Consider the following 26,569-nt stretch of genomic DNA (forward strand, 5'->3'; position numbering starts at 1 on the left):
GCGGGTTCTTGTCATGCATTGGATAGGCACTGTCATCCAATGCGCAGCGGCGTCGCGCGGACCGTTTCAAACTACCCAATTATTTTCCCGAGGGAATGGCAAAGACCGCGCGATGACAGTTTCCCTTCTACGGAGCAAAGGTCCCGACGCAAGCAGCTGCAGTCGGCAGCGCAGGCGCCTGTTGATGTGCCCGCTGCTGTGGGCCGCCGGGAACGCGTTCCCGGCCGTAGCGCAAACGCCGCCGGCCACATTGGTGCTGGCCATGCCGGTCACCACCTACCGCTCCATCCAGGGTCCGTGGCTGGTATCCATCTACCGGGAGGCTTTTGCCCAGCTTGGCCTGCGGATGGAAGTGCGGCCCCTGCCGGCCAATCGCGCCAGCGTCATGGCCAGTGCCGGGCTGGTCGACGGCGACCTGCACCGCGGCCACTCCTACGGCGCGCTGCACCCCGAGCTGGTGCGTGTGGAGCAGGCGCACTTCGCCGCCGCGTTCGCCGTGTACTCAAGGCTGCCCGGGCTAAGGCTGGCCCCTGGCTGGGACGGCTTGTCCCATACCCGGCTGCGCGTGGAGCATGTGCTGGGCAGCGTCACGTCGACCAGGGAGTTGACGCAGCGCGTTCCGGTCACCCTGCTGTCCACCGTGACCGATGCGCAACTGGGCCTGCGCAAGCTGGTGCTGGACCGCGCCGACCTGCTGGTGGCGCTGGACCAGATTGTCGATCCCCTGCTGGGGCTGGAAGACTATCGGCGCGGCGGCATCCGCAAGGTTGCCGTGCTGGGCCAGGCGGACGGCTATCTGTATTTGCACAAACAGCATGCGGCGCTTGCGCCCAGGCTGGCGCAGGTGCTGGCGCGGATGAAGCGCACCGGCCGCATCGCGCAGCTGGAAAAGCAGGCGCGCCTGAACTGGGTGCCGCCGCAGTCCAGGGCGGAGCCGCCGGACAGCGACGAAACACGCGGCTGACGCCGCCCGCCCGGCCAACTCGTCAGAATTCTTCCCAGTCGTTCGCAGCCGCCTTCGCGGCAAGCGCCGGCGCCGATGCCCGTTGCGTTGCGGCAGGCCGGCGCGCCGGCGCGAGCCGCACCGCCGCCGTTGCAGGCGCCGGCGCGGACCGCAGCGGCGCAGGCGCGGCGCCGGGCGCCAGCGTGAACACGGCCACCGTCTGCACCAGGTCCTGCGCCTGGTTTTTCAGGCTGGCGGCCGCCGCCGCCATTTGCTCGACCAGGGCGGCGTTTTGCTGCGTGTTTTCGTCCATTTGCGTGACCGCTTCGCCGACCTGGCTGACGCCCTGGCTCTGCTCCACGCTGGCCGAGCTGATCTCGGCCATGATGTCGGCCACCCGCTTGATCTGCAGCACGATCTGCTGCATCGTGCTGCCGGCGCTGTCGGCCAGCGCACTGCCCTGCCCCACGCGCTCGACACTGGCGGTGATCAGGCGCTTGATCTCCTTGGCCGCCTCGGCGCTGCGGCCGGCCAGGCTGCGCACCTCGCTGGCCACGACGGCAAAGCCGCGCCCCTGCTCGCCGGCGCGGGCCGCCTCGACCGCCGCGTTGAGCGCCAGGATATTGGTCTGGAAGGCGATGCCGTCGATGACGCTGATGATGTCGGCGATCTGGGTGCTGGCCGCGCTGATCTGCTTCATGGTGTCGACCACCTGGCCCACCACCTCGCCGCCGGTGGCCGCCACCGCCGAGGCGCTCTGCGCCAGCTGGTTGGCCTGGCGGGCATTGTCCGCATTCTGCTTGACGGTCGAACTGAGTTCCTCCATCGAGGCCGCGGTTTCCTCCAGCGCGCTGGCCTGGGCCTCGGTGCGGCCGCTCAGGTCCAGATTGCCCTGCGCAATCTCGGCCGACGCCGCCGACACGCCGTCCGAGCCCTTGCGCACCTGCGCCACCACCTTCACCAACCCGGCCTGCATGGCGCTCAGCGCGCCCAGCAGGCTGGCCACTTCAGCCGGACCATGCACCTGCACGGCGGACGACAGGTCGCCGCCGGCCATCGCGTCGGACAGGCTCACGGCCTGGCTCAGCGAGGCGGAGATCACACTGTAGACGTACCACAGCACGCCAGTCATGCTGACCAGCAGCAGCACGGCCAGCGACACCAGCACGTAGAACCACTTTTGCTTGACGGCCTCGGCGCGGTCGATATCGGCCTTGGTGCGCTAGGATTGATGACCTTGCAGCATTAATCGGCGCCACGGGGGGGGGGAGTGACGGACGTCCAGACCTACAAGCTGTACTCCCGCGTCGCGCGGCTGGGCAGTTTTTCCGCCGCCGCCCGCGAATGCGGGCTGGCGCAATCCCAGGTCTCGCGCATGATCGCCGAGCTGGAAGCGGGCCTGGGCGCCCGCCTGCTGGCACGCACAACGCGCGCCGTCGTGCCCACCGAGGCCGGCATGGAATTCCTCTCCCGCATAGAAACCATCCTGGCCTCCATCGAGGACGCAGAAAACAGCATCCGCGAAACCGGCGAGCTGCGCGGCACGCTCCGCATCGCCATGCCCTCCACGCTGGCGATACGCGTGGTGCTGCCGCGCATGGCGGCGTTCACGGAGCGCCATCCCAAACTGCAGATTGAAGTGATGCTGGATGATAAGCGCCAGGACATGGTGCGGGAGGCGGTGGACGTCGGCATCCGCGTCGGCATCCTGCCCGACATGTCGGGCACCGCCCGCCTGATCGGCACCATGCAGCGCGTGGTGGCCGCCGCGCCGGCCTATCTGGAACGCTACGGCACGCCGCTCGTGCCGCAGGACATCCTCCGCCACCGCATCGTGGGCGGCCCGGCGGGTTCGCACGCCACCTCCTGGCAGTTCGAGCGCGATGGCAAACAGGAATCGGTCGACCTGCTGCCGCAGATCTCGGTCAACGACACGGCCGGCGCCCTGGCCACAGCAACGGCGGGCCTGGGCATCATCTCCACCACGTCCTGGGCCTGCCGCATGGACGTGGGCAGCGGCGCGCTGGTGCGCCTGCTGCCGGACTGGAAGATGGCGGACCTGCCGGTGCATGCCTACTTCCCCATGGGCCGGGCCACGCGCATGGCCGCGCGCGCCTTCGTCGAGTTCATCGAGGCGGCATTCGTCCGCGACGGGATGGCACCCTTATAGGTCCCACTGATGCTGTTCCAGCATAAGTGTTAGCCTAAAACAGCGGCTACCGCGCCTGGCCGGGGTGGGCAATACTTCCTGCTCATCCCACGCCAAGGAAAACACCATGGACTTCATTACCACCCTGACCCGGCGCAACGCCGAATTCGCCGCCACCGCCTTCTCGGCCGGCCTGAAAATCCTGCCGTCGCAACGCACGCTGATACTGGGCTGCGTCGATCCGCGCGTCGATCCGATGGAAGTGCTGAAACTGGCGCCGGGCGAAGCGGCCATCATCCGCAACGTCGGCGGACGCGTCAATCCGGCGCTGCTGGAAACCATGGACATCCTGCGCACGGTGTCCAGGGCGGGCGGCGCAGCGATAGGCGAAGGCTGGAATTTCATCGTGCTGCACCACACGAAATGCGGCATCGCGGGCTGCTACCACCACGCGCCCGCCTTGCTGGCGCAGCACATGGGCGTGGCCGAAGGGGAAGCCCTGGATGCGCTGGCGGTCACCGATCCCTACGCCTCCGTCGCCATCGACGTCGCTGCGCTGAGGACCAATCCCGGCTTTGCGGATGGCATCAGCATCACCGGCATGGTCTACGACGTGGACACCGGCTTGGTGGAAACCGTGGTGCCCGCCGCGTGATCGTCCGCGCCGGGGCTGCGCTGCCTGCCCCCTGGGCAGTACTCAGGCCTTGCGGTCGACAATGACGTAATGCTTTCTGACCGGCTCGACCACTTCGAACACGCCCCTGAAGCCGGCGGGGATGACCAGCGCGTCGCCTGGTCCAGCCTCGGCGGCCTTCCCTTGCTCATCGATGACGCGGCAGCGGCCTTCGAGCACGTAAAAATATTCGTCCTTATTCGGCCCGAAAGCGATGCGCCAGCTGCCGCGCTCGCACGCCCATATACCGGCGCTGACTTCGCCGCTGGCATTGCTGTAGTGGTTCCAGGTGGTGCGCTGGGGATTGCCTTCGAGCCGGCGCTCTTCGCGCGGGTGGTCGTACTCCGGTGCGGGCGATTGGAGGCGGAATTCGGTAATGGTTGGTGTCATCGGCGGCACATATGCAAAAGGACAGCCACATCGGCTGCCCTTCATCATACTGGAACGGATCACCTTGTGATGGCTACTTGCCGCTAGCGGCCAGCGTGGCGGGGATAATCCGGATAGGCCTGCTGCGGCGGCCGGGCGGGCTCAGGCGCGCGGTCAGGCGCGGAAGGCTTGGCCGGTGGCGGCGCCTGGTGCGGTTCTGCAGCGATAACGCTGCGCGGCACGGCCGCCACGGATGGTGCTGCCACGGCGGGCGCCGTTGTGTCCGGGACGGACGGCTGCCGCTGCCAGGCAACGGCAAGCCCTCCCCCCAGCAGCGCCGCCCCCGTCATGCCCAGGCCGAGCAGCAAAGCGCGGCGCCGCCGCGTCATTCGAAAATATGCAGCCACAGATCGTTGCCCTGTCCGTTGTCGTTAATCGCCTGTTCGAAAGCGGCTTTGGGGTATTTCTGATTTTTCCCGGAGACCGAGGTATCGTACTGCCCCCGCACCAGCAGCCATTTGCCATACGGATCATGCACGGTGTAGTTGACCCCATCGTAGCCGGTCACGACCATGATGTGGCCCGAATTGGTAAACCAGCCATGCACGATGGTGGGCTTGCCCTGGCTGGCGCGCTGGCGCAGCTGGTCGAACGTGCCGGCCACGGTGCCGTAGTCGCGCAGCGCGCTGCCCTTTTCGGCCGCCAGCACATTGAACACCTCCGCCAGCGTGGGCACCGTTTGCCGCGCACCGAAGCGGCTGTTCAGATAATCGGGCGTGCGCTGCCCCAGGCTGGCGGCACTGGTGATGCCGAAGAAGTCGGTGATCATGGCCATCGACGTCACGCTGCAGGTGCCGCCGGGATTGCTGGCGTTGGCCAGCTGCGACCAGTAAGGAACCACGGGCGCCGGCACCGGCGTCCCCGGCGTGCCCAGATAGTCCGTGATCTTGTTGTTGCCCGCTCCGCATTTGGCCTCGGTGAACGCATTGCGGTTCCAGTCGATCTGCGCCCAGTCGCTCCAGATGGCGGTCGGCGTGCCGCCGCCCGGAATGCGCCAGATCGACGCGTTCGGCCCCGACACCTGCATGAACGCTTCCAGCTGCGCGCCGGTGATGGTGTCCGTTTCAGTGGACACGATATTCCACAGCGGCTTGGCTGCGCCCAGCGCCCGGTATTCGCAGTTGGTGGCTTCGATCCATTTCTTCGGATCGGCCATATAGCTGCTTCCCCACACTTCCAGGTAGGTTTGCGGCATGTGGAAGTCGACGTATTTGTCGATCAGGTCCACACGCATGCCGTGGTACTGCGGATTGCCCCAGCTGGTCGCCCCTATCGGGAAGCTGCTGGCGGCGCCCGCGATATGGCCTGCCGCGCGGGCTTGGTCGCGCGCGGTCTGGAAGGCCTGGAACAGCGTCTCGAGCATGCTGGTTTGGCCGTCGAACTCCACTTCCACGTCGCTGAGAAAACCCACGTAGCCGTACTTGGCGGCCTGGTACAGCGCGTCGGCCTGCGCTGCGGCGCTGCCGGGCCGGTTGTAGGCCCAGGCCCATGGTTCGATGCCCCGGGCCCGGTAGATGTCCGTGGTCGCCTTCATGCACGCGTCCGGGAACAGGGAGCAGGCCGAACTGCCGTCGGCTATCTTGATGTAGACGCGCTTGACGCCCTGCGCCTTCAGCTGGTCGGCAATTTGCGTATGCGTCTTGCCCAGGCCGTCGGCATAGAATAGCCAGGCGCCGTACTTGTTGCCCGCTGCGGGCTGCGGTTGCGGCGCGGCTTTCACGCGCAGATAAAATTCCGCTTCCCAGCGGTTCAGATAACAGGCCGCCCCGCCGCCCAGCGATTCGCACACCGCCACTTCCTCCGCAGTAAAGTTGCCGTGCACATTATTCGGCACGCCGCTTCCCTGCTCATAGCAATGGCCGCCATAAGTAGGCGAGCGCACCGCGCCCACCGGACAGCTGCCCGAGCCCCGGATGGCCAGCGCGAACGGCGCCGACCAGCGCGGTATATTCACGGTCCTGCCGTTGACCAGGTAGGGATAGGTCGCCGAGCAGGACGCGCCGGCGCCGGCGTTGACGCAGCCCTCCACCATCTTGGCGGTATAAGGGCCGAAGCTGTTGGTCGATGTGACGCATGCCGTCGCCGCCGCGTCAAAAACGGCGCCGTCGGGACAGAGCGCGTGGGCGCTGGACAGTCCCAGCATCAGGACCGCGCCGGCAAACAGGGATCGAAAATTGAACATATTTCCTCTCGGTTGGTAGGCCGCTGGCTTATGGCGGCAGGACGTGTTTGTGCAAAGCCGACAGAACAGCCTCCTCCTGGCGCGACAGCGCGGAATACGCGCCCTGCGTGCTGAAGGGGTCGCTTGCGGTGCCGCCTATCAGCACCACCATGCCGCTGCGCCGTTGGAAGTCGACGGCGAACACGGACAGCAAGCCCCATGCTTCCCCCAGATGACCGGAGGCCGGGTAGCCGCCGCCACGCCGCAGGCTGCTGCCCGCGCCTGCCGCGCCGTCGAAATGCTGCGTGCCCAAGCCCCAATGGGTGAACAGGCCGTGGTGGGTATCGCCGTTTGCGCCAGCGGGCTCGTAGCGCCACTCCGACGCGAACATGGCCGCCATGCTCGCGGGCGACAGGAAGGGCGTGCCTTTGTGGCGGCCGCCGTCCAGCAGCATCAGCAAGATGGCGCCCAGGCCGTCGGCCGAAATACGCAGGCCGCCAGTGGGACTGAACAGCGTGCCATTGCGGCCGGGAAGGTAGTGGGCCAAGCCGGCCGGGGCCTGCGGCTTGGCGCGGCGGTAGTCGTCCGCCTGCGCGTGCCAGGGGCCGCCGGCTTGCCATGGCGCGCCTTCAGCCCCGCGCTTGCGGTACAGCGCGGCCAGATTGTCCAGGTCCGCCTGCGGCAGCGCGGCCACGTTGAAGCCGCCGCGCAATCCGAGCGGCGCCATCACCAGGCGCTGCATCAGCAGGTCGAAACGTTCGCCGGTCGCTGCCTCCATGACCGTGCCGACGACGCCCCAATTCAGATTGCTATAACTGAAATAGCGTCCCGGCGCATGCCGCGCATCCCAGGCGGCGGCGTTGCCAGCCAGGGCGCCTTGCAAGGCGACGTCCGCAGGCCAGCTGTAGCCGCCTTCGTCGCGCAGCGAGGATGTATGCGTGAGCAGCATGCGCAGCGTGATGGGGCGATCCGGGTAGGCCGGATTGCGCAAGGGGAAACCCAGATAGTCGCTGGCATCGCGGTCCAGCGCGAGCCGTCCCTCGTCCACCAGCCGCATCACACCCAGCGTGGTGACGAATTTCGATACCGAGGCAATGCGGTATAGCGTTGCGGACGTGACAGGCCGGTTCTGCGCCGCGTCCTCCGGAGGCAGATGGCGGCTGCCGAAACCGCCCCGGTAGGCCACCCGGCCGTCGCGCACGGCCAGCACGGACAAGCTGGCCATGCCGAGCTGCGGATCGGCGGCGAGGGCTGCCAGCTCCCGGTCCAGCGCGGCATGGGCGGCGGCGGGCAGCGCCGGCGGCGGCGAGGCCGCACAGCCGGCCAGCGCCGCCGCCAGCAGCAGGCGCACCGTAAAGACAGAGGTCAGGTGTGGCATGGCCGGGCGCTTAGTTGAGCTGCCAGGACAGATTCAGCCCTATGGTGCGCGGCTGGGCATTGATGGGCCGCGCGCCGGTGATTCCGATAGGCTGCGAGGACACCTGGGCGTCGCTATTGGCTAGATTGCGCACCCACAAGCTAAGGTCCCAGTTGTCTTTGCTGAGCGCAGCGCTGGCGTTGAACAGCGAATACGAGGGGAACACGGCGGCGGGCACGCCATTGGTATCCCGGTTGGTCAGCACGCTGCCCACGTAGCGGCCGCTGAGGGAGGTGCTGAAAAAGGCGCCGTTGTCAAAGTACGTGCTATAGCGCACCCCGGCATTGTGCTTCCACTTTGCGCCGCCGCCGAGCTTGTCGCCGGCAAACCAGGTGGTGCAGCCGGCGCCGCTGGTGTTTTGATACAGGCAATGGGTCTTGGTCTCGTCGAACTGGCCCCGGTTGGTCGCCGCCGCGTAGCTGAGGCTCCAGCTGGCGTTCAGCTTCAGGCGGCTGCTGAATTCAAAGCCCTGCGTGTGCGCGTCCGGACCGTTCGCCGTGCCATTGATGGGGAAGCCGTTTTCCACGTCCTGGCTGCGGTAGGTCTGGGTGTTGTGCCAGTCGATGCGGTAGAGATCGGTCTCGATGTAGAGCCGTCGTCCGAACAGATAGCCTTTCAGGCCGATCTCCTTGTTCAGCGTGGAATCGGGCGCGTATTCGTTGCCCGCCTTGGTGATCTTGCTGGCGCCGAAGTCGCGGAAGCCGTTGACGCCGCCGCGCCGGTAGCCTTGCGACGCCGTGCCGTACGCCAGCAGATTGTCCGAGAACTGGTAGGACGCGTTGAACTTGAAGTAGGACTTGCCGCTCGCGCTGGTGGTGTTGGTTTTGTCGCTGTCGACCAGGTCGTAGGTGTAGTCCTTGATGAAGGAGCGCGCGGTGTCGTCGTACTTGAACAGGCGCCCGCCCGCAGTCAGCAGCCATTGCGGCGCCGGCTTGTAGCCCAGCTCGCCGAACAGGGCCGATTCCGAGTATTTGCTGGCCAGGTTTTCGCCGTAGCCCTCGTCCACGCGCCCGCCTTTGCGCGCGCGGTCGATGCCGTTGTAGGCGTCCAGCCCTTCCATCATTTCCGAGAACTTCAGGCTGCGGCTGGTGCGCGTGTAGAACAGGCCGGCAATCCAGCTGAGCGGACTGTCACCGGTCGACGCCAGCCGCGTCTCATGGCTCAAGCCGGTGTAGTGGTTGTCGAACGTCATATAGGCCGAGCGCCCGCTGCTGATCTTGGCGCCGGAATCGCCCAGCAGATAGTAGAAGACATGGCCCTTGTCCGTGTAGTCCGCCTGGCCATTGCGGCTGTCGCTGAAATAGGAGGTCGACGAATGGACTCTCGCAAAGCCCAGCTCCAGGTCCAGGTCGGCCGAATCGAGTTTGAAATGGCGGTCCGAGAATTCTTCGTAGCGCGACAGGATGGAGTGGTCGTTGACGGCATAGGGCGTCTTGAAGGGATCGCTGTACAGCGGGCAGGCGTCGGCGCCCTTCGGGCCGCAGCGTTCGCCGTAGCGGTCGTCATTCCAGATGGCGAGCTTCTCCGCAGCGGTGGCGGCGTTGGCGATGCCCAGCGGCAGCAGGCTGACGCCGCTGGTGCCATGGGCAAACTGATGCTGCTGCGTATGCGCAAACGTCAGCGACGCGTCGCGGTGCAGCTTCCACAGCAAGGCGAACCTGCCGCCCGTGACCTTTTGCCAGTCGTCGTCCTCGTAGACGTTGCGCTTGGGGTCGGGCTTGCTCGTCCAGGTGCCGGCGCCGTTGTTGACGTTCCACGGCGGATTCGAAATCCGGTCGGTGTAGCCTTTTTCATCGAGGCGCGCCAGCGATCCGCGCAGCGCGAACCGCTCCCCCATCGGCAGGTTGAAAACGATGTCGCTGTCATTGCTCACGCCGCCATTCCGGGTCTGATAGAAACTGGTGTTGAGCTTCAGTTCGGTCTTGTCCAGCCTGGGCTGGTTGGTGATGTAGCGCACCGTGCCGCCCAGGCTGCCGCTGCCGTACAGGGTGCCCTGCGGCCCCAGCAAGGTCTCGACGCGGGCGATGTCCTTGATGCGGTAGCCCATGAAAGGCAGCGCTGTGTCGTCCAGGTAGTAGGCCAGCGTGGAGCGGACGAACTGCTCGATGTTGTTGGCGTTGACCGGCGACACATTGAGTCCGCGCACGGTCACCGAGTCGGTGAAGCGGGCGCCGTTGCCCGGTGCGCTGATGCTGACATTTTCCGAGATCAGCCGCTTGGCGTCGGTGATATTTTCGGCGCGCAAGGTGTCCTCGGAGATGGCCGTCACGTTGTACGGCACTTTCGAGGCCAGCTCGGAACGTTTGGAGGCGGTCACGATCACCTGCGTGATTTCCTCGTCCTTTTTTTCAAGCCGCGCCTCTTTGCTGGCTTGCTCCGACACTGCCGCCTGCTGCGCAAGCGCGGCCGGCGCATAAGTGGACATCAGTGCGGCCGACACGGCTGCGGCTATGGTGCGTTGATTCATGGTGGGATGCTCTCAGGTGGGGTTATGCGGACTGGCGGCGGTGGATCTGGCCGCACAGATAGGTGTGAATCAGCGTGGCGGCGGCGATGCTGGTCAATTCGGCATGGTCATAGGCAGGCGCAACCTCCACGCAGTCCATGCCCACCCAGTTCAGGCCGGCAAGCTCTTCGATAATGGTCATGACCTGGGACGTGCTCAGTCCGCCGGCTTCGGGCGTGCCGGTGCCCGGCGCAAAAGCGGGGTCCAGGCAGTCGATATCGAGCGTCAGGTAAGCCGGCGGGTTGCCGGCGCGCGCCATGCGCGCCCGGACGTCGTCCAGCAGCGGCGCCAGCCGGGCGGTGTTGTCCAGTCCGCGCAGTTCGCGCGCGGTCCATACCCTGCCCCCCTGGTCGGCAACATACGCGCGCGCGCTGCGCTCGCCGGCCGAGCGGATGCCGATCTGCACCGTGGCGTCGGCGCGCACCAGGTTCTCCTGTATCGCCTCGGCCATCCAGGTGCCGTGTCCGGACGGTTCGCCGAAGTGGCTGGTCCAGGTGTCGCAGTGCGCATCGAAGTGGAGCACCGCCAAGGGCACGCCATGCCGTTCGCGCAGCGCGCGCAAAATCGGCAACGTGACCGAGTGGTCTCCACCTAGCCATACCATGTGCCGCGATTGGACCATTTCATGCAGATGCGGCATCAAGGCCGCCCGCATTTCGCCCAGGCTGGTGTTGGGCAAGGCCAGGTCGCCGGCGTCGGCCAGCCAGCCGAGCGGCGAGGTGTCGAAGTGCGGGTGGATGGCGTCGCACAGCATGCGCGACGCCGACCGGATTGCCTGCGGACCGAAGCGGGCGCCGGGGCGGTTGGTGACCGCGCCGTCGTAGGGGATGCCGGCAATGCCGAAGGGCATGGCGGGCGCATAACCCAGCTGCGGACAGTGCAAAAAAGTGGCTTGGCTAAGGTAGGCGAAGTCGTGGCTGGACATGGGCTGTTTTTTTGTAAAGATATTGGTCTATATTTGGTACACTTTGAGAAGTAGCCAGCAGGCCACCAAATCATGTTAGCCCTCCGACGGAGTTTCAGGAATGACAAGCACAGCAAGTTCAGTTGCGGCCAGCCGCAAGCACGAGGAGGCGGTGTCGCAATTCATAGGCGGCGTGTCCGATGCGGATATCCGGCTGCTCAGGGTGTTCTGCGTGGTGGTGGCGTGCGGCGGGCTCTCGGCCGCGACGAACGAATTGGTGGCCGACTTGTCGGCGGTCAGCCGCTGCATCAAGGACCTGGAGGACAAAGTGGGCGTGCGGCTGTGCAACCGCGGGCGGTCCGGCTTTTCGCTGACGCCGCATGGCGCGGCGGTGCACACGGCGGCACAGGAATTGTTTTGCGCGCTGAACGCCTTCCGCGAGAACGTCAACACCCTGCGCGCCGATCCCGTCGGAGAACTGAAGCTTGGCGTCATGGACGCCTTGCTGTCCGATCCACAATTCCGCCTGCCTTCCGCGCTGCGGCGCTATCGCGCCAAGGCGCCGCGCGTGCATATCAATCTAACGGTGTGCAAGCCGGCCGATATCGAGCGCCAGGTGATGGCCGCAGCGCTCGATGCGGGCATCGTCGCGTCGGCCGAGCGGCTGCCTGGACTGGACTACCTGCCCCTGTATCAGGAGACGAGCAGCCTGTACTGCTCGGCCCACCACCCGCTCTACCACCGCTGCGACCAGCACATCGGCGCAGGCGAGCAGCCCGGACTCGACCTGGTCGTTGATCCCTACACGGACAGCCTTCCCGTACTCAACTCGTCGGCCGTCTTCCGCAGGGCGGCCAAGGCGGACAGCCTGGAAGCGGTGGCCTTGCTGGTGAGCAGCGGCGACTACGTCGGCTTCCTCCCCGACCACTTCGCTTCGATGCTGTCGGGTTCAGTCGCCTACCGCCCCATCCGGCCGGACCTGTTCAGCTATCAGCAGGGAATCGACCTGGTATGGCGCAGCGGCCCGATGAATCCCTTTGTGCAAAGCCTGTTGGCGGAGCTGCGCGCGCTCGGCAATACGCTGTGACGGCAGCCAATCCGGCGCTATTCGACTCAGATGAAAGGCCAGTGCAGGATGCGCTTGGCGTGCAGCACGGTGCGCGTGCCGACATAGGTGATGGCGAAGCCGAAGGCGAGGATGCTGAGCGAGCTGCCCATGAAGGCCAGGAATAGCCCGCTGACGGTCGCTGCGGCGACCAGCACCATCAGCCACAGCTCGATGCTGAGGAAGAAGGCGGATGCGGCGCGCCACACGCGCAGCGTGAGGGCGATGGCTTCTTTGATGTTCTTGACGTCGTGTCCCATGGTCTTTTTCACTATGTTGAAAAGTCGACCCGGAAATGAAAAATCGCCGGCTAGCGGCGATTTCTTCATTGATTCTGGAGGCGAGGATCGGAGTCGAACCGACCTAGACGGCTTTGCAGGCCGCTGCATAACCGCTTTGCTACCTCGCCGAGGAAGACTTGTCTGAAACGGCAGCCGGTTAAGCTCTGCCATTCGAATTCTGGAGCGGGAGAAGAGTCTCGAACTCTCGACCTCAACCTTGGCAAGGTTGCGCTCTACCAACTGAGCTACTCCCGCATTGGAGTGTATTACTGACAAAACCGTGGAGCGGGAGAAGAGTCTCGAACTCTCGACCTCAACCTTGGCAAGGTTGCGCTCTACCAACTGAGCTACTCCCGCATTGGAGTTTTGATACCATCTTGTAAAACCTGGAGCGGGAGAAGAGTCTCGAACTCTCGACCTCAACCTTGGCAAGGTTGCGCTCTACCAACTGAGCTACTCCCGCATGGAGTCTTACATTTTTGCTGCCCTAAACACCCCAGTTTGCCGACTGGAGCGGGAGAAGAGTCTCGAACTCTCGACCTCAACCTTGGCAAGGTTGCGCTCTACCAACTGAGCTACTCCCGCGTTAGGAACCGCATTATCGCAGAAACATTCTCGCACTGCAAACTGGAGCGGGAGAAGAGTCTCGAACTCTCGACCTCAACCTTGGCAAGGTTGCGCTCTACCAACTGAGCTACTCCCGCTTCGCTTTTTGCTGCGCGTTGTTATCAACAACAGGCCAGCATTATAGACCATGGGAGCGCACTGTCAAGAGTGAAAACTTGCAAAGCTAAATGATTTATTTCGATTCCAGCATGCCGCTCTTTTCCTTGATCAGCGGCCAGGCCTTCTGCAGGTAGTACAGCATGGACCACACCGTCAGCACGGCAGCCACCCACAGCAGCTTCTCGCCCCAGAAATGCGTGTCCACTGCGCCGAACAGGATGTCGTGGAACAGCAGCATGGGAATGGCGGTCATCTGAGCGGCGGTCTTGATCTTGCCGATGGAGTTCACCGCCACCGATTTGGACGCGCCGATCTGCGCCATCCACTCGCGCAGCGCCGAGATGGTGATCTCGCGGCCGATGATGATGAAGGCGATGATGGCGTTGCAGCGGTCCAGCTGCACCAGCACCAGCAAGGCGCCGGCCACCATCAGCTTGTCGGCCACGGGGTCGAGGAAGGCGCCGAAGGCCGAGGTCTGGTTCCAGCGACGGGCCAGGAAGCCGTCGAACCAGTCGGTGATGGCGGCCACGATGAACACCAGCGTGGCGCCCAGGTTGCGGTCGCTCACCGGCAGCCAGGCGGGCGGCAGATAGTACACGCCCACCACCAGCGGAATGAGCGCTACGCGCAACCAGGTCAGTAAAATCGGGATATTGAAAGGCATAGTGACTGCGGCTCTGAGGCTAGTTAATTTTTATCAACGCGCCGCTAGTCTACCTTGCCGCCGTGCTTAGCACCAGCGAACGCACGCCCTTAGTGCAGCTGTTTGTAGATTTCTTCCGCCAAGGCGCTGGAAATGCCGTCAACCGACATCAAATCCTCCACACTGGCGTTGACCACGCCGCGCAGGCCGCCAAAGCGCGCCAGCAGTTTCTGGCGCCGCTTCACGCCTATGCCTTCGATTTCCTCCAGACGCGAGGTCTGGCGCGTCTTGGCGCGCTTGGCGCGCATGCCGGTGATGGCGAAGCGGTGCGCCTCGTCGCGGATCTGCGCCACCAGCATCAGCGCGGCCGATTCCTTGCCCAGCTCCTGCGCCGCGCGCCCGTCCACGAACACCAGCGTCTCCAGGCCCACGCGCCGCCCTTCCCCCTTGGCCACGCCGACGATCAGGCTGATGTCCAGCCCCAGCTCGGAGAACACCTGGCGCGCCATCTCGACCTGGCCCTTGCCGCCGTCGATCAGCACCACGTCCGGCATCACGCCGTCGCCGTTGGCCACCTTCTCGTAGCGGCGCATGAGCACCTGGCGCATGGCGGCGTAATCGTCGCCCGGCGTGATGTCGTTGATGTTGTAGCGGCGGTATTCGCCGTTCTGCATCTGGTGGTGGTGGAACACCACGCAGGATGCTTGCGTGGCTTCGCCCTGGGTGTGCGAGATGTCGAAGCACTCCACGCGCAGCGCGTCCAGGTCGTCCGACTCCAGCGTGAGCGCTTCGGCCAGCGCGCGCGTGCGCGCCTGCTGCGAGCCCTGCTCGGACAGCAGCCGCGCCAGCGAGATCTCGGCGCCCTTCTGCGCCAGTTCCAGCCACTGCCGGCGCTGGCCCTGCGGCTGGAAGATCAGGTTGATGCGGTGGCCGCACTGCTCCTGCAGCGCCAGCATCAGCTCCGGCTGGTCGTATTCGATATTCAGTATCAGCGTGCCGGGGATGAATTTCTCGGTGTAGTGCTGCACCAGGAAGGCGCTCAGCACCTCCACTTCCGGCGCCGCTTCGGCGATGGCCGCCGCGTCGCCGAAGTGGCTGGGGAAATAGGCGCGGTCGCCCAGGTGGCGCCCGCCGCGCACCATGGCCAGGTTGACGCAGGCGCGGCCGCCCTGCACGATCACGGCGATGATGTCCACGTCGGCGTCGCCGGTGGTCTCCATGCTCTGCTGGTGCAGCACCTTGGCCAGCGACTGGATCTGGTTGCGCACCGAGGCGGCCTGCTCGAATTTGAGCTCGGCCGCGTAGCCGTGCATCTTCTTCTCCAGGTCTTCCATCACTTCGCTGGTGCGCCCGCGCAGGAAGCGCGCGGCGTTTTCCACGTCCACCTTGTAGTCTTCCGGCGCGATCAGGTCCACGCAGGGCGCGCTGCAGCGGCCGATCTGGTGCAGCAGGCAGGGGCGCGTGCGGTTGGCGTACACGCTGTCCTCGCAGGTGCGCAGCAGGAAGACCTTCTGCAGTATCTGCATGGACTCCTTCACCGCCCACGAGTTCGGGAAGGGGCCGAAATACTGGTTCTTCTTGTCCACCGAACCACGGTAGTAGACCATGCGCGGCACGGCGTCGCCGGTGATCTTCAGGTAGGGATAGGACTTGTCGTCGCGGAACAGGATGTTGAAGCGCGGCTGCAGGGCCTTGATCAGATTGTTCTCAAGGATGAGCGCTTCGGCTTCGCTGTGCGTGACGGTGGTTTCCAGGCGCGCGATGCGCTCGACCATCATGGCGATGCGCGGGCTGGACAGGTTCTTCTGGAAGTAGCTCGACACGCGCTTCTTCAGGTCGCGCGCCTTGCCCACGTAGAGCACGTTGTCGTTGGCGTCGAAATAGCGGTACACGCCCGGCAGGCCGGGCAGCTTGGCGACGGTGGCCAGCACCTGCTCGCGCGGATCGGGCGCGGGCGCGGGCGGCGTATCGGGCGTAACGGAATTGTCGGGCGTCGTTGCGTCTGTCATTGCTCTACTTCTGTTCTGGCGCCTGCTCCACGACCACGAAGGCGACGGCGTAATCCACCTCGTCGCTCACCGTCACGTGCGAAAACAGGCGGTGCTGCTGCATGTATTCGGCCAGCGTGCCGCTGCACACCATCACCGGCTTGCCGCTGCCTTCGTTGAGCAGCTGCGCGTTGTGCAAGGTCATGGGCGCGGCCACGCCGGTGCCGATGGCTTTGCCGAAGGCTTCCTTGGCGGCGAAGCGCGTGGCCACAAAGCGCTGCGCGCGCACCGGGCTGACGGCTTTGCGCGCGCGGTAGATCTCCAGCTCCTCCGGCCCCAGCACCTTGTCGGCAAAGCGCTCGCTGCGCGCGAGCGCGTCGGCGATGCGGCCGATCTGGCAGATGTCGGTGCCGATGCCGAAGATCATTTTGCGCTGAACCGTGCCGCCGTCGCGGCGACACGCGTCGAGGTCATGATGGCCTTCATTTCGCGCACGGCGTTTTCCCAGCCGACGAAGACGGCGTGGGCCACGACGGCGTGGCCGATGTTCAGTTCCGCGATGTCCGGAATGGCGGCGATGGCCTGCACATTGGTGTAGTGCAGGCCGTGGCCCGCGTTCACCTTCAGGCCGCGTTGCACGCCGAACAGCGTGCCGGCCTTGATGCGTTCCAGTTCGGCGGCCTGCTCGGCGCCTTCGGTGTCGGCATAGCGGCCGGTGTGCAGTTCAATCACGGGCGCGCCGGCTTCGGCGGCGGCGGCGATCTGCTGCTCGTCGGCGTCGATGAACAGGGACACGCGTATGCCTTCGGCCTGCAGCTGCTTCACCGCCGCCTGCACGTCGCTGAAGTGGCCCACCACATCGAGGCCGCCTTCGGTGGTGACTTCGGTGCGCTTCTCGGGCACCAGGCACACGTCGGCCGGCTTGATCATGCAGGCGAAGTCCAGCATCTCTTTGGTGACGGCCGCTTCCAGGTTCATGCGCGTGATCAGCTGCGGCGCCAGCGCGATGACGTCGGCGTCCTTGATGTGGCGGCGGTCTTCGCGCAGGTGCAGGGTGATGCAGTCGGCGCCGGCCTGCTCGGCCAGCAGCGCGGCGCGGATCGGGTCCGGATAGGTGGTGCCGCGCGCGTTGCGCAGCGTGGCCACGTGGTCGATGTTGATGCCCAGGTCGATGACGGGGCCGGACGGGTACAGGAAGCTCATATATTCTCTATAGCGGCAGGGTTAAAGCTGCAATAAGTCTATCAGTATCTGGCGCGTGTTCAGCGGCGCGCCGCCCAGGTGATGCGCGAGCAGAAAGCGCATCAGTTGTTTGCTTTGCGCCTGCGTGGCGGCGTCTTGGTAATCTTCGCACTCCATGTCCAGCAGCGTCTTGCCGGACACGCGCGGCGCGATGTCGTCCGCGCGTTCAGGGCGCGGGCCGCGCTCGGGGTCCACTACGTAGACCACGTCCGCTTGCACGCGCGTGCGGGTGGCGGTGCAGCGCGTGAGGTCCGCCGCCACGCCGGTTTCTTTCAGCAGCGCGCGTTCGAACTTGCGCAGCACGATGGGCGCGGGCTCATTATGCGCCAGCTGGTTCAGCGTGGCGACATAGTGGTCGAACAGGGCGGGATGGGCGTCGTCGCGCGCGAGCAGCTTGACCAGCAGCTCGTTCAGGTAGAAGCCGCACAGCAGCGCGGTCTTTTCGAGCGGCAGCATGCCGCCCACCCACTCGGCGCCGGTCAGGGTGCGCAGTTCGTTCTTGCCGACGAAGCCGGCGGACAGGGGCTGGAAGGTTTGCAGCACGCCACGCAGCTGCGAGTGCGGGCGCTTGGCGCCCTTGGCGATCACGGCGACGCGGCCGAAGTCGCGCGTCAGCATGTCGATGATGAGGCTGGTTTCTTTGTAGGGATAGCTGTGCAGCACGAAGGCCGGCTGGTCCGACACGCGGGTGCCCACCGTGCGCTCGCGCGACGGCGCGCGCGCACGCTTGACGGGTTCAGCTACGGCGGCGTCGGACATCGCGCTGATGGGATTACTCGTAGCCGTAGGCGCGCAGTCCGGCTTCGTTGTCGGCCCAGCCCGACTTCACTTTGACCCAGATTTCCAGGTACACGGGGCCGCCGAACAGCTTTTCCATGTCCAGGCGGGCTTGCGAGGACACCTCTTTCAGGCGCGCGCCCTTGTTGCCGATGATCATGGACTTGTGCGTGTCGCGCTCGACCAGGATGGCGGCGAAGATGCGGCGCAGATTGCCTTCCTGCTCGAACTTCTCGATCAGCACGGTGCTGGTGTAAGGCAGCTCGTCGCCCACGAAGCGGAACAGCTTTTCGCGCACGATTTCCGAGGCCAGGAATTTCTCGCTGCGGTCGGTGATGTCGTCCGGCCCGAAGATCGGGTCGTTCTCCGGCAGCAGGCGCTTGATCTCGTTCTGCAGGCCGTCCAGCTGGAAGCGCAGCTTGGCCGACACCGGCACCACGGCCGCGAAGTCGTGCTTGGCGGCCACCTGCTGCGCGAACGGCAGCAGCACGGCCTTGTCCTTGGCGCGGTCGGCTTTGTTGATCACCAGGATCACCGGCACGGTCTTGGGCAGCAGGTCCAGCACTTGCTGGTCGGCCGGGCCGAAGTTGTTGGCCTCGATCACGTACAGGATCACGTCCGACGAGTCCAGCGTGTTGGTGACGGTCTTGTTCAGCGTCTTGTTCAGCGCGTTCGAGTGGCGGGTCTGGAAGCCCGGCGTGTCGATGTAGATGAACTGCGCGTCGTCCAGGGTCTGGATGCCGGTGATGCGGTGGCGCGTGGTTTGCGCCTTGCGCGAGGTGATGCTGACCTTGGCGCCGATGAGCATATTCATCAGCGTGGACTTGCCCACGTTGGGGCGGCCGACAATGGCGATATAGCCGCAGCGGAAGCCGGCAGGCGTTTCCGCGCCTGCGGCCGGAATGGTTGGGGTGTTCATGGTGTTACCTTGTTCAATGTTTGGCGAGCTTGCCATCGCCAGCGGCTTTGCCCTTGGGGCCGTTCTGCTCGTGACTCTGCTCCTGCGCCGCGTCGCCCTGGATGGTGGCGATGCCGGCCAGTTTCAGCTGTGCGCCGCGCTGGCGCGGCTTGCGGCTGGCGGCCGGCGTTTTCTGCAACGCCTGCTCGGCCACTTCCAGCGCCAGCTTGGCCGCCGCCTGTTCGCCGGCGCGGCGGCTGCCGCCACGGCCGTAGACCTGGATGCCCAGCTTGGGCACCAGGCATTCAATTTCGAATTCCTGGCTGTGCGCGGCGCCGTGGGTGGCTACCACATTGTACAGCGGCAGCGAGATCTTCTTGGCTTGCAGGAATTCCTGCAGCAGGGTCTTGGCGTCCTTGCCCAGCGTCTGCGGGTCGACCGAGTCCAGGATGGGGATGTAGAAGGCGCGTATCACCTTGGCGGCGGCGTCGAAGCTGGTGTCGAGGAAGATGGCGCCCAGCAGCGCTTCCAGGGTGTCGGCCAGGATGGACGGACGGCGGAAGCCGCCCGATTTCAGTTCGCCTTCGCCCAGGCGCAGGAAGTTGGACAGCTCCAGCTTCTGCGCAATCTCGTACAGCGACTGCTGCTTGACCAGGTTGGCGCGCAGGCGCGACAGGTCGCCCTCGTCGATGCCGCTGTAGCGCTCGTACAAAATCGAGGCCACCACGCAGTTCAGGATGGAGTCGCCCAGGAATTCCAGCCGTTCGTTATGCAAACTGCTATGGCTGCGGTGCGTCAAGGCTTGCTGCAACAGGCCAGCATCCTGGAACGTGTACCCCAACCGTGTTTGCAATAACTGTAAATTCATAGACTCTCGTGTTTATTTGCCGTCGGCGTCGGGTTTCGCTGGCGCGCCGCCCGTTTTCGACGTGGTGCCGGCGTATTCCAGCAACAGGCTGGCCGGTCCGACCAGGGGGATTTTCTTGTCGTAAGCGAAGCTCACTTCCAGGCCGCCCTCTTCGCGGCTGATGACCAGGTCGCGCGCGGTGATGGAACTGATGTAGCCCACTTCGGCGCTTTTGCTGAACGATTCCTGGATCTGCTGCGGCGTGCTGCCGGCGGCCTTGGCCTTGACGATGGCGGCCGAGATGGCGCGGTATTCCGAGTAGGTGGGCACAACCTGCATGGCCAGCAGGCCGATGCCCGCCAGCACGGCGATGGCAAAGATCAGGCCGACCAGCGAAATACCGCGTTGTTTTTGCAAACCTTGCATCTCTACCCCTCGTCGTTTATTGAATGCTGCCGATGCGCTTGAGCGGATTGCTCAGGTTCATCCATACGAAGAAAGCCTTGCCAACGATGTTCTTGTCCGGCACAAAGCCCCAGTAACGGCTGTCCAGGCTGTTGTCGCGGTTGTCGCCCATCATGAAGTAGTTGCCAGCTGGCACTACACAGGTAAAGCCTTCCGAACGGTAGCTGCACGCTTCGCTGTGCGGGAAATCCATCACCTGCGGCACGTTCACCGACGGCGCGCCTTCGGTGGCGATGATGCGGTGCTCGACGCCGCTCAGGTTTTCCTTGGCCTGCTTGGAGTACTGCAGGCTGTCCTCGTTCAGGTAGTCGTCCAGCGGCGCGTACGCGATGGCCTTGCCGTTCACCGTCAACTTCTTGTTTTCATAGGTGATTTTATCACCCGGCACGCCGATCACCCGTTTGATGTAGTCCTGGCTCATGTCGCGCGGATACTTGAACACCATCACGTCGCCGCGCTGAGGGTCGTTCAGCTCGATGACTTTTTTGTTAATGATGGGCAGGCGCACGCCGTAGGTGAACTTGTTCACCAGGATCAGGTCGCCCACCAGCAGGGTCGGCACCATGGACGAGGACGGGATCTTGAACGGCTCGTACAGGAAGGAGCGCAGGAAGAACACCAGCGCGATCACCGGGAAGAAACTGCCCGAGTACTCGATCCAGGTAGGCTGGCGCAGCTGCGCCGCTTCGATGCCGGCGCGGTTGGCCGCGTTGTCGACCTTGATGCCGTCGGCGGTCAGCTTGGCCGTGCGGGCGTCGTACTCGGCCAGCGCGCGGTCCGCCGCGGCGCGGCGCTGCTTGGCCAGGTAGAACACGTCCAGAAACCAGATCACTCCCGTTACCACCATCAGGATAAACAGGATCAAGGCGAAATTGCTCAGCACAGCTTGCAGGTTCATTTATCGTCCACTTGTAAGATTGCCAGGAATGCTTCTTGTGGAATCTCCACCGAGCCCACCTGCTTCATGCGTTTTTTACCGGCTTTCTGCTTCTCCAGCAGCTTCTTCTTGCGGCTGATGTCGCCGCCGTAGCACTTGGCCAGCACGTTCTTGCGCAGCGCCTTCACGTTTTCACGCGAGATCACGTTCACGCCGATGGCGGCCTGGATGGCCACGTCGAACATCTGGCGCGGTATCAGTTCGCGCATCTTGGCGGCCACCTGGCGGCCGCGGTAGGCGCTGTTCGAGCGGTGGACGATGATGGCCAGCGCGTCGACCTTCTCGCCGTTGATCAGCATGTCGACCTTGACCACGTCGGAGGTGCGGTATTCCTTGAACTCGTAGTCCATGGAAGCGTAGCCGCGCGAGGTGGATTTCAGCTTGTCGAAGAAGTCCAGCACAATCTCGCCCATCGGCATTTCGTACACCAGCTTGACCTGGCGGCCGTGGTAGCTCATGTCCATCTGCACGCCGCGCTTGCCGATGCACAGCGTGATCACCGAGCCGACGTACTCTTGCGGCATGTACAGGTTGACCGTGACGATGGGCTCGCGGATCTCGTTGATCTTGGTCGTTTCCGGCATGCGAGACGGGTTGTCCACCTTGACGATGCTGTTATCGCGCATCACCACTTCGTACACCACGGTGGGCGCGGTGGTGATCAGGTCCTGGTCGAACTCGCGCTCCAGGCGCTCCTGCACGATTTCCATGTGCAGCAGGCCCAGGAAGCCGCAGCGGAAGCCGAAGCCCAGCGCCTGCGATACTTCGGGCTCGTACATCAGCGCTGCGTCGTTCAGCTTCAGTTTTTCCAGCGCGTCGCGCAGGGCGTCGTACTGGTTGGCTTCCACCGGGAACAGGCCAGCGAACACCTGCGGCTGCACTTCCTTGAAGCCGGGCAGCGGCGCGGGCGCCGGGCGGTTGGCCAGGGTGATGGTGTCGCCCACTTTGGCGGCCTTCAGCTCCTTGATGCCGGCGATGATGAAGCCCACCTGGCCGGCCGACAGCTGCGGCAGCGACAGCGAACGCGGCGCGAACACGCCCACGTCCTCCACCAGCTGCAGCGAGTCGGTGGCCATCAGCTTGATGCGGTCCTTCGGCTTCAGCGTGCCGTTGACCACGCGCACCAGCATCACCACGCCCACGTAGGCGTCGTACCAGGAGTCGACGATCAGGGCCTGCAGCGGCGCGTCCGGGTCGCCTTTCGGCGGCGGCACTTTGGCGATAATGGATTCGAGCACGTCGTCCACGCCCATGCCGGTCTTGGCCGAACAGTGCACCGCGTCGCCCGCCTCGATGCCGATCACGTCTTCGATCTCGGCGATGGCGCTCGGCGGGTCGGCGTTCGGCAAGTCGATCTTGTTCAGCACCGGCACCACTTCCACGCCCAGGTCGAGCGCGGTGTAGCAGTTGGCCACGGTCTGGGCTTCCACGCCTTGCGAGGCGTCCACCACCAGCAGCGCGCCTTCGCAGGCCGACAGGGAACGGCTGACTTCATAGGAGAAGTCGACGTGGCCGGGGGTGTCGATCAGGTTCAGGTTGTAGATTTTGCCGTCGCGCGCCTTGTACTGCAGCGCTGCGGTCTGGGCCTTGATGGTGATGCCGCGCTCGCGCTCCAGATCCATCGAATCGAGCACTTGCGACTCCATCTCGCGCTCGGACAAGCCGCCGCACAATTGAATGATGCGGTCGGCCAGGGTCGATTTACCGTGGTCGATGTGGGCGATGATGGAGAAATTGCGTATGTTGTTCATTAAACAAATCTAAAAGCGTGTAGGGACGTGGCGAGTAGCGCTCCAGGCGGGACGATGGCCCCTGGCGAGCGCTTTTTATTACTATCACAGCAAGGAAACAAGAGCTTCCAAACCCGGCATTTTACCGGATTTCAGAGGGGAAAGCCCGGTTTTATGCCAAAGCGGTTTTCACCGCGCTTTCGTCGAGGAAGTAGTGGCACAGTTCCGGCTGGTTCAAATCGGCGTACAGGACGGGCACCAGCTCGTCAAAACGGGCCACCAGGGCCTCGTCGGCGTCCACATCGATGACCTCGACGGTGAAGGGGCGTTCGGGGGTCTGCAGGGCGTTGAGGGCGTCCAGCATGTCCTGGCACAGGTGGCAGTAGGAGCGGGAGTAGAGGGTAAAGTGCATCGGTCTCGGGCGGAGCCGGCGGGTTACGTGCTGCGCACTGACCCGCCCTACGCGCCTCGTGAAGACCGTAGGGCGGGTTAGGCGCAGCCGTAACCCGCCAAGCGCCGCTATTACTTCGCGCTTGGGCGCAGGGAAATGAACTGCGCCACCTCGCCGCGCCGCACCAGCACCACGTGGGCGCGCTTGACGTCGAGCTTGGCCACCACGGCGTTGAACTGCTTGGCGTCCTTGATCTCCACATTGTTAATCTGCAGCAGCACGTCGCCTTCGCGCAGCCCGGCGTTGGCGGCGGCGCCTTCGGTTGCCTCCACCATCACGCCGCCCTCCACCGCCAGCTCCTTCTTCTGCGCGGCGGTCAGGTCGGCCACCTTGAAGCCCAGCGCGTTGGCGGGCTCCTCGGCCTTTTTCTTCTTCTCGGCCGGGCTGGCCTTGGCGGCGGTCTTGTCCGCCTCCAGCTCCACCACGGTGACAGGGATGTCCACCTGCTGGCCCTTGCGCCACACGGTCACCACGGCCTTGCTGCCCAGCGCCGTGCCGCCCACCATGCGCGGCAGGTCGGTGGAGCGGCTGATGGCCGCGCCGTTGAATTTCAGGATGATGTCGCCGGCCTTGATGCCGCCCTTGTCGGCCGGACCGCCCGGCTCCACCATGGTCACCTCGGCGCCCTGCGCTTCCTTCAGGCCCAGCGACTCGGCCACTTCCTTGCTCAGCTGGCCGATCTGCACGCCGATGCGTCCGCGCGTGACCTTGCCGGATTTCTTCAGCTGGTCCGCCACGCGCATGGCTTCGTCGATGGGCACGGCAAAGGAAATGCCGTTGTAGCCGCCGGACAGGGTGGCGATCTGGGAATTGATGCCGATTACCTCGCCGCGCATATTGATCAGCGGGCCGCCGGAATTGCCGGGATTCACCGCCACATCGCTCTGGATCAGGGCCAGGTAGTCGCCGGTGTCGCGCGACTTGGCGGAAATAATGCCGGCGGTAACCGTGTTTTCCAGGTTGAACGGCGAGCCGATGGCCACCACCCATTCGCCCACGCGGATCTTGCCGGAGTCGCCTATGGTCAGGTAGGGCAGCTTGCTGCCTTCGATTTTCAGCACCGCCACGTCGGTGCGGGCGTCCGCGCCCAGCACCTTGGCCTTGAATTCGCGCTTGTCGGTCAGCGTGACGTAGACCTCGTCGGCGCCGTCGACCACGTGGGCGTTGGTCAGCACATAGCCGTCCGCCGTGGTGATGAAGCCGGAACCGACGCCGCGCTGCACTTCCTGGTCATCCTGCTGCGGGGCGCCGCGGCGGCCGCGCGGGGTCTGGCCGGGCTGGCGCGGCGTGGGCACGGCGCCGCCGAAGAAGCGGCGCAGGAATTCCTGCATTTCCTCTTCGCCGGGCTGGCCGTTGCGGCCCTGGCTCAGCTTGAGGCGCTCGGTGGTGCGGATGTTGACCACGGCCGGGCCGACTTTTTCAACCATGTCGGCAAAGTCGGGCAAACCCGCCACCACCGGCCCGGCGGCCTGCGCCACGGGCGCCAGGCCGGCCACGGCCGGGGCAAACAGGACAGCTGCGCTCAGCGCCAGCGCGGATACGGTTTTACTACCTGCAGGGAAATTGTTTTTCATGGAGGTCATCATGCGTGTGGGTTCAGCGGATATTCAGTCAATATAAGCGAAAACGGCCGTTGCCGCTCGCACAAGATATTGCGAACGGCAAGGTTTTTCAAGAGGGGACGCTTAGACCGCCGTGTCCGGCACTGTGGCGGCCAGGGCCGGCGATGCGGCCGGCGCCTGGGGGGATGCCGGCGCCGATGCCGGGGTGGAAGCGGCGGCCGGGGCGGCGGCGGGCGCAGGTGCCGGCGGGGACGCGGGCGCGGCGCGGCCGGGCGCCGGCGCGACTTCGACGTCGAGCCGGGCCGCCAGGCGCGCGCTGAAACCATCGCCCAGCTCGGCGCCGCTGGCGTCGCTGCGCAGCACGTCGCCGATCAGCTGGTAGGCCTGCCAGGCCGCCCTGCCCTCGGGCTCGGTCAGCGCGGCCAGCGCCAGCTCGGCCTCGTGGGCCGCCAGCGCGCCGTCGGCCATGGCGGAAATGAGTTCGTGCAGTGGTTTCAGCGTTTCCATCGGCGTTCCCGTTTGCTTACCAGCGTTTGTCCAGCGGCATGTCCAACAGCGGTTTGAGCCGCTCGGCAATCACGTCGCGCGCGCGGAAGATGCGGCTGCGCACGGTGCCGATCGGGCAGGACATGATGTCCGCGATCTCCTCGTAGCTCAGCCCCTCGATTTCGCGCAGTACGATGGCCGTGCGCAAATCCAGCGGCAGCGCGTCCATCGCCGCGTTCACGGTACGCGCGATCTGCTGGCTGGCCAGCACCGACTCGGGCGTGTTGATGTCGCGCAGCTGCTCGCCGCTGTCGAAGGATTCAGCCTGCTCGGCGTCGTTCTCGGTGGAGGTCGGCGTGCGGCGGCTCTGGCTGGCCAGGAAGTTCTTGGCGGTGTTGATGCCAATGCGGTACAGCCAGGTATAAAAGGCCGAGTCGCCCCGAAAACGCCGGATGGCGCGGTACGCTTTAATGAACGTCTCCTGGACCACATCTTCCGCCTCCGCAGGATCGTGCACGATGCGCGAAACCAGCCTCATCAGCCTACGCTGATACTTAGCCACCAGCAAGTCGAATGCCTGCCGCTCGCCCGCCTGGACTCGTTCGACCAGCAACTGATCGCTCTCGCGCTCTGTCATTGCAGCTGTTCCCCGGTATTCTGCAGCGCGCCAGCTCTTACTGCTATAGAACAAGCGCGCGGCAAGAAGTTCAAAGTTTTTTTGCCGCGCAGGCCCGGCACGCCAGGGCCAGCGCCCTGAACTGCCCGGCCGCCACGCTGTCGGGCAGCACCAGCAGCACCGTGACCGCGCCGCTGTCCTGGCGCAGCCGCAGCAACAGCAGCCACGGCCAGCAGGCCGATCCCGCCTGCAAGGCCACCGCCGCTGGCGCCGTGCCATCCGCTGACAGCAGGTATACCGCCAGCCGGATTTGCCCAATACCGGAAATATCAAGCCGATGCGTTTTGGTCCCGCGCAGCGCGCAATACAAGGCCCAAAGGCTTGCCGCAACGCAAGAAATGGCGATATGGGGAGGCTGGAAGCAGGCCACGGCCAGCGTGCACGCGGCGAAGCCCGCCTGCAGCAGGCGCAGGCAGAAAGAAGGACGCACGACAGCAGTTACCGCAATCGACATGACGCGTTAAGCCTGGGGGTGCCAACTATGGGAGGGGTACAGCAGAAGCGCCGGCGGAGCCGGGCGACAGGTGCCGGCGGGCGCCGGCACCGTCTCAGCGCTCACTCCGGTTCGACCGG

At 65.0% G+C, this 26,569-nt stretch carries 26 protein-coding genes, 6 tRNA genes and 1 pseudogene; 4 read left to right on the top strand and 29 right to left on the bottom strand.

Annotation, left to right across the window (positions count from 1 at the left end; translation table 11 throughout):
* Nucleotides 1-184 precede the first annotated feature (184 nt).
* The gene (locus tag KT882_RS21935) at nt 185-964 is read left to right on the top strand and encodes a type 2 periplasmic-binding domain-containing protein (protein ID WP_161075458.1); all 780 of its coding nucleotides are present in this window, start codon (nt 185-187) and stop codon (nt 962-964) included.
* A 22-nt stretch (nt 965-986) separates the two neighbouring features.
* Here KT882_RS21935 and KT882_RS21940 read toward each other — a convergent pair.
* Nucleotides 987-2,123 (bottom strand): annotated as a pseudogene (locus KT882_RS21940) (methyl-accepting chemotaxis protein); the annotation flags it as partial.
* A gap of 90 nt (nt 2,124-2,213) precedes the next feature.
* Here KT882_RS21940 and KT882_RS21945 point away from each other — a divergent pair.
* Both KT882_RS21945 and KT882_RS21950 read left to right on the top strand, forming a co-directional pair.
* Complete coding sequence (locus KT882_RS21945) at nt 2,214-3,113, top strand: LysR family transcriptional regulator (protein WP_161075457.1); 900 nt, start codon at nt 2,214-2,216, stop codon at nt 3,111-3,113.
* Nucleotides 3,114-3,219: 106 nt separating this feature from the next.
* Nucleotides 3,220-3,747, top strand: a complete 528-nt coding sequence (locus KT882_RS21950) for a carbonic anhydrase (protein ID WP_228893320.1) — start codon at nt 3,220-3,222, stop codon at nt 3,745-3,747.
* 42 nt (nt 3,748-3,789) lie between these two features.
* Here the strand turns inward: KT882_RS21950 and KT882_RS21955 are convergent, their stop codons facing one another.
* The 6 genes from KT882_RS21955 to speB form a co-directional block, all read right to left on the bottom strand.
* Nucleotides 3,790-4,155, bottom strand: coding sequence for a cupin domain-containing protein (locus KT882_RS21955; RefSeq protein ID WP_228893321.1), 366 nt, complete (start codon nt 4,153-4,155; stop codon nt 3,790-3,792).
* A gap of 83 nt (nt 4,156-4,238) precedes the next feature.
* Complete coding sequence (locus tag KT882_RS21960) at nt 4,239-4,400, bottom strand: hypothetical protein (RefSeq protein ID WP_228893322.1); 162 nt, start codon at nt 4,398-4,400, stop codon at nt 4,239-4,241.
* 119 nt (nt 4,401-4,519) lie between these two features.
* Nucleotides 4,520-6,376 (bottom strand): C39 family peptidase, encoded by a 1,857-nt coding sequence (locus KT882_RS21965; RefSeq protein ID WP_228893323.1) that lies wholly within the window; start codon nt 6,374-6,376, stop codon nt 4,520-4,522.
* Between the two features lie 28 nt (nt 6,377-6,404).
* Nucleotides 6,405-7,733 (bottom strand): serine hydrolase domain-containing protein, encoded by a 1,329-nt coding sequence (locus tag KT882_RS21970; protein WP_228893324.1) that lies wholly within the window; start codon nt 7,731-7,733, stop codon nt 6,405-6,407.
* 10 nt (nt 7,734-7,743) lie between these two features.
* Entirely contained in the window at nt 7,744-10,239 is a 2,496-nt protein-coding gene (locus KT882_RS21975) for a TonB-dependent receptor (protein ID WP_228893325.1), read from the bottom strand.
* Nucleotides 10,240-10,261: 22 nt separating this feature from the next.
* Nucleotides 10,262-11,203: an agmatinase gene (gene speB / locus KT882_RS21980; RefSeq protein ID WP_228893326.1), complete on the bottom strand. Its 942-nt coding sequence runs from the start codon at nt 11,201-11,203 to the stop codon at nt 10,262-10,264.
* A 100-nt stretch (nt 11,204-11,303) separates the two neighbouring features.
* Between speB and KT882_RS21985 the strand changes: the two genes are divergently transcribed.
* Nucleotides 11,304-12,269, top strand: coding sequence for a LysR family transcriptional regulator (locus KT882_RS21985; RefSeq protein ID WP_228893327.1), 966 nt, complete (start codon nt 11,304-11,306; stop codon nt 12,267-12,269).
* A 26-nt stretch (nt 12,270-12,295) separates the two neighbouring features.
* On the opposite strand, the gene KT882_RS21990 is transcribed toward KT882_RS21985, so the two are convergent.
* The 22 genes from KT882_RS21990 to KT882_RS22095 form a co-directional block, all read right to left on the bottom strand.
* Nucleotides 12,296-12,547: a hypothetical protein gene (locus tag KT882_RS21990; RefSeq protein ID WP_228893328.1), complete on the bottom strand. Its 252-nt coding sequence runs from the start codon at nt 12,545-12,547 to the stop codon at nt 12,296-12,298.
* A gap of 75 nt (nt 12,548-12,622) precedes the next feature.
* Nucleotides 12,623-12,696 (bottom strand) — tRNA-Cys (locus KT882_RS21995).
* A gap of 51 nt (nt 12,697-12,747) precedes the next feature.
* Nucleotides 12,748-12,823: transfer RNA gene (locus KT882_RS22000), tRNA-Gly, on the bottom strand.
* A gap of 26 nt (nt 12,824-12,849) precedes the next feature.
* Nucleotides 12,850-12,925: transfer RNA gene (locus KT882_RS22005), tRNA-Gly, on the bottom strand.
* A 30-nt stretch (nt 12,926-12,955) separates the two neighbouring features.
* Nucleotides 12,956-13,031 (bottom strand) — tRNA-Gly (locus tag KT882_RS22010).
* 46 nt (nt 13,032-13,077) lie between these two features.
* Nucleotides 13,078-13,153: transfer RNA gene (locus KT882_RS22015), tRNA-Gly, on the bottom strand.
* Nucleotides 13,154-13,196: 43 nt separating this feature from the next.
* Nucleotides 13,197-13,272, bottom strand: a tRNA-Gly gene (locus tag KT882_RS22020).
* A gap of 95 nt (nt 13,273-13,367) precedes the next feature.
* Nucleotides 13,368-13,958, bottom strand: coding sequence for a CDP-diacylglycerol--glycerol-3-phosphate 3-phosphatidyltransferase (gene pgsA, locus KT882_RS22025; protein ID WP_161075453.1), 591 nt, complete (start codon nt 13,956-13,958; stop codon nt 13,368-13,370).
* Between the two features lie 89 nt (nt 13,959-14,047).
* Nucleotides 14,048-15,946, bottom strand: a complete 1,899-nt coding sequence (gene uvrC / locus KT882_RS22030) for an excinuclease ABC subunit UvrC (RefSeq protein WP_228893329.1) — start codon at nt 15,944-15,946, stop codon at nt 14,048-14,050.
* A 4-nt stretch (nt 15,947-15,950) separates the two neighbouring features.
* A complete protein-coding gene (gene acpS, locus KT882_RS22035) occupies nt 15,951-16,352 on the bottom strand; it encodes a holo-ACP synthase (RefSeq protein WP_161075452.1) in 402 nt (133 codons plus the stop codon).
* Nucleotides 16,349-17,128, bottom strand: coding sequence for a pyridoxine 5'-phosphate synthase (gene pdxJ, locus KT882_RS22040; protein ID WP_228893330.1), 780 nt, complete (start codon nt 17,126-17,128; stop codon nt 16,349-16,351). The genes acpS and pdxJ overlap by 4 nt, the downstream gene beginning before the upstream one ends.
* A 21-nt stretch (nt 17,129-17,149) precedes the next feature.
* The gene (gene recO / locus KT882_RS22045) at nt 17,150-17,926 is read right to left on the bottom strand and encodes a DNA repair protein RecO (protein ID WP_228893331.1); all 777 of its coding nucleotides are present in this window, start codon (nt 17,924-17,926) and stop codon (nt 17,150-17,152) included.
* 13 nt (nt 17,927-17,939) lie between these two features.
* Nucleotides 17,940-18,863, bottom strand: a complete 924-nt coding sequence (gene era, locus KT882_RS22050) for a GTPase Era (protein WP_161075449.1) — start codon at nt 18,861-18,863, stop codon at nt 17,940-17,942.
* A gap of 13 nt (nt 18,864-18,876) precedes the next feature.
* Nucleotides 18,877-19,710 (bottom strand): ribonuclease III, encoded by an 834-nt coding sequence (rnc, locus tag KT882_RS22055; RefSeq protein WP_228893332.1) that lies wholly within the window; start codon nt 19,708-19,710, stop codon nt 18,877-18,879.
* A 12-nt stretch (nt 19,711-19,722) separates the two neighbouring features.
* Entirely contained in the window at nt 19,723-20,115 is a 393-nt protein-coding gene (locus tag KT882_RS22060; RefSeq protein ID WP_161075448.1) for a DUF4845 domain-containing protein, read from the bottom strand.
* 16 nt (nt 20,116-20,131) lie between these two features.
* Nucleotides 20,132-21,052, bottom strand: a complete 921-nt coding sequence (gene lepB / locus KT882_RS22065) for a signal peptidase I (RefSeq protein WP_161075447.1) — start codon at nt 21,050-21,052, stop codon at nt 20,132-20,134.
* Complete coding sequence (gene lepA / locus KT882_RS22070) at nt 21,049-22,842, bottom strand: translation elongation factor 4 (protein ID WP_228893333.1); 1,794 nt, start codon at nt 22,840-22,842, stop codon at nt 21,049-21,051. The genes lepB and lepA overlap by 4 nt, the downstream gene beginning before the upstream one ends.
* Before the next feature lie 151 nt (nt 22,843-22,993).
* Nucleotides 22,994-23,233 carry a glutaredoxin family protein gene (locus KT882_RS22075; protein ID WP_161075445.1) on the bottom strand — a complete coding sequence of 80 codons (240 nt, stop codon included), beginning with the start codon at nt 23,231-23,233 and terminating at the stop codon, nt 22,994-22,996.
* Nucleotides 23,234-23,343: 110 nt separating this feature from the next.
* Nucleotides 23,344-24,846: a DegQ family serine endoprotease gene (locus KT882_RS22080; RefSeq protein WP_161075444.1), complete on the bottom strand. Its 1,503-nt coding sequence runs from the start codon at nt 24,844-24,846 to the stop codon at nt 23,344-23,346.
* A gap of 111 nt (nt 24,847-24,957) precedes the next feature.
* Nucleotides 24,958-25,341 carry a sigma-E factor negative regulatory protein gene (locus KT882_RS22085; protein ID WP_228893334.1) on the bottom strand — a complete coding sequence of 128 codons (384 nt, stop codon included), beginning with the start codon at nt 25,339-25,341 and terminating at the stop codon, nt 24,958-24,960.
* A gap of 16 nt (nt 25,342-25,357) precedes the next feature.
* Nucleotides 25,358-25,957 (bottom strand): RNA polymerase sigma factor RpoE, encoded by a 600-nt coding sequence (gene rpoE / locus KT882_RS22090; protein WP_161074718.1) that lies wholly within the window; start codon nt 25,955-25,957, stop codon nt 25,358-25,360.
* A gap of 70 nt (nt 25,958-26,027) precedes the next feature.
* Nucleotides 26,028-26,450, bottom strand: a complete 423-nt coding sequence (locus KT882_RS22095) for a protein YgfX (RefSeq protein WP_228893335.1) — start codon at nt 26,448-26,450, stop codon at nt 26,028-26,030.
* Nucleotides 26,451-26,569 lie beyond the last annotated feature (119 nt).

Origin of the sequence: Pseudoduganella aquatica, from assembly GCF_020865585.1 — a bacterium.
GTDB classification, from domain to species: domain Bacteria; phylum Pseudomonadota; class Gammaproteobacteria; order Burkholderiales; family Burkholderiaceae_D; genus Rugamonas; species Rugamonas aquatica_A.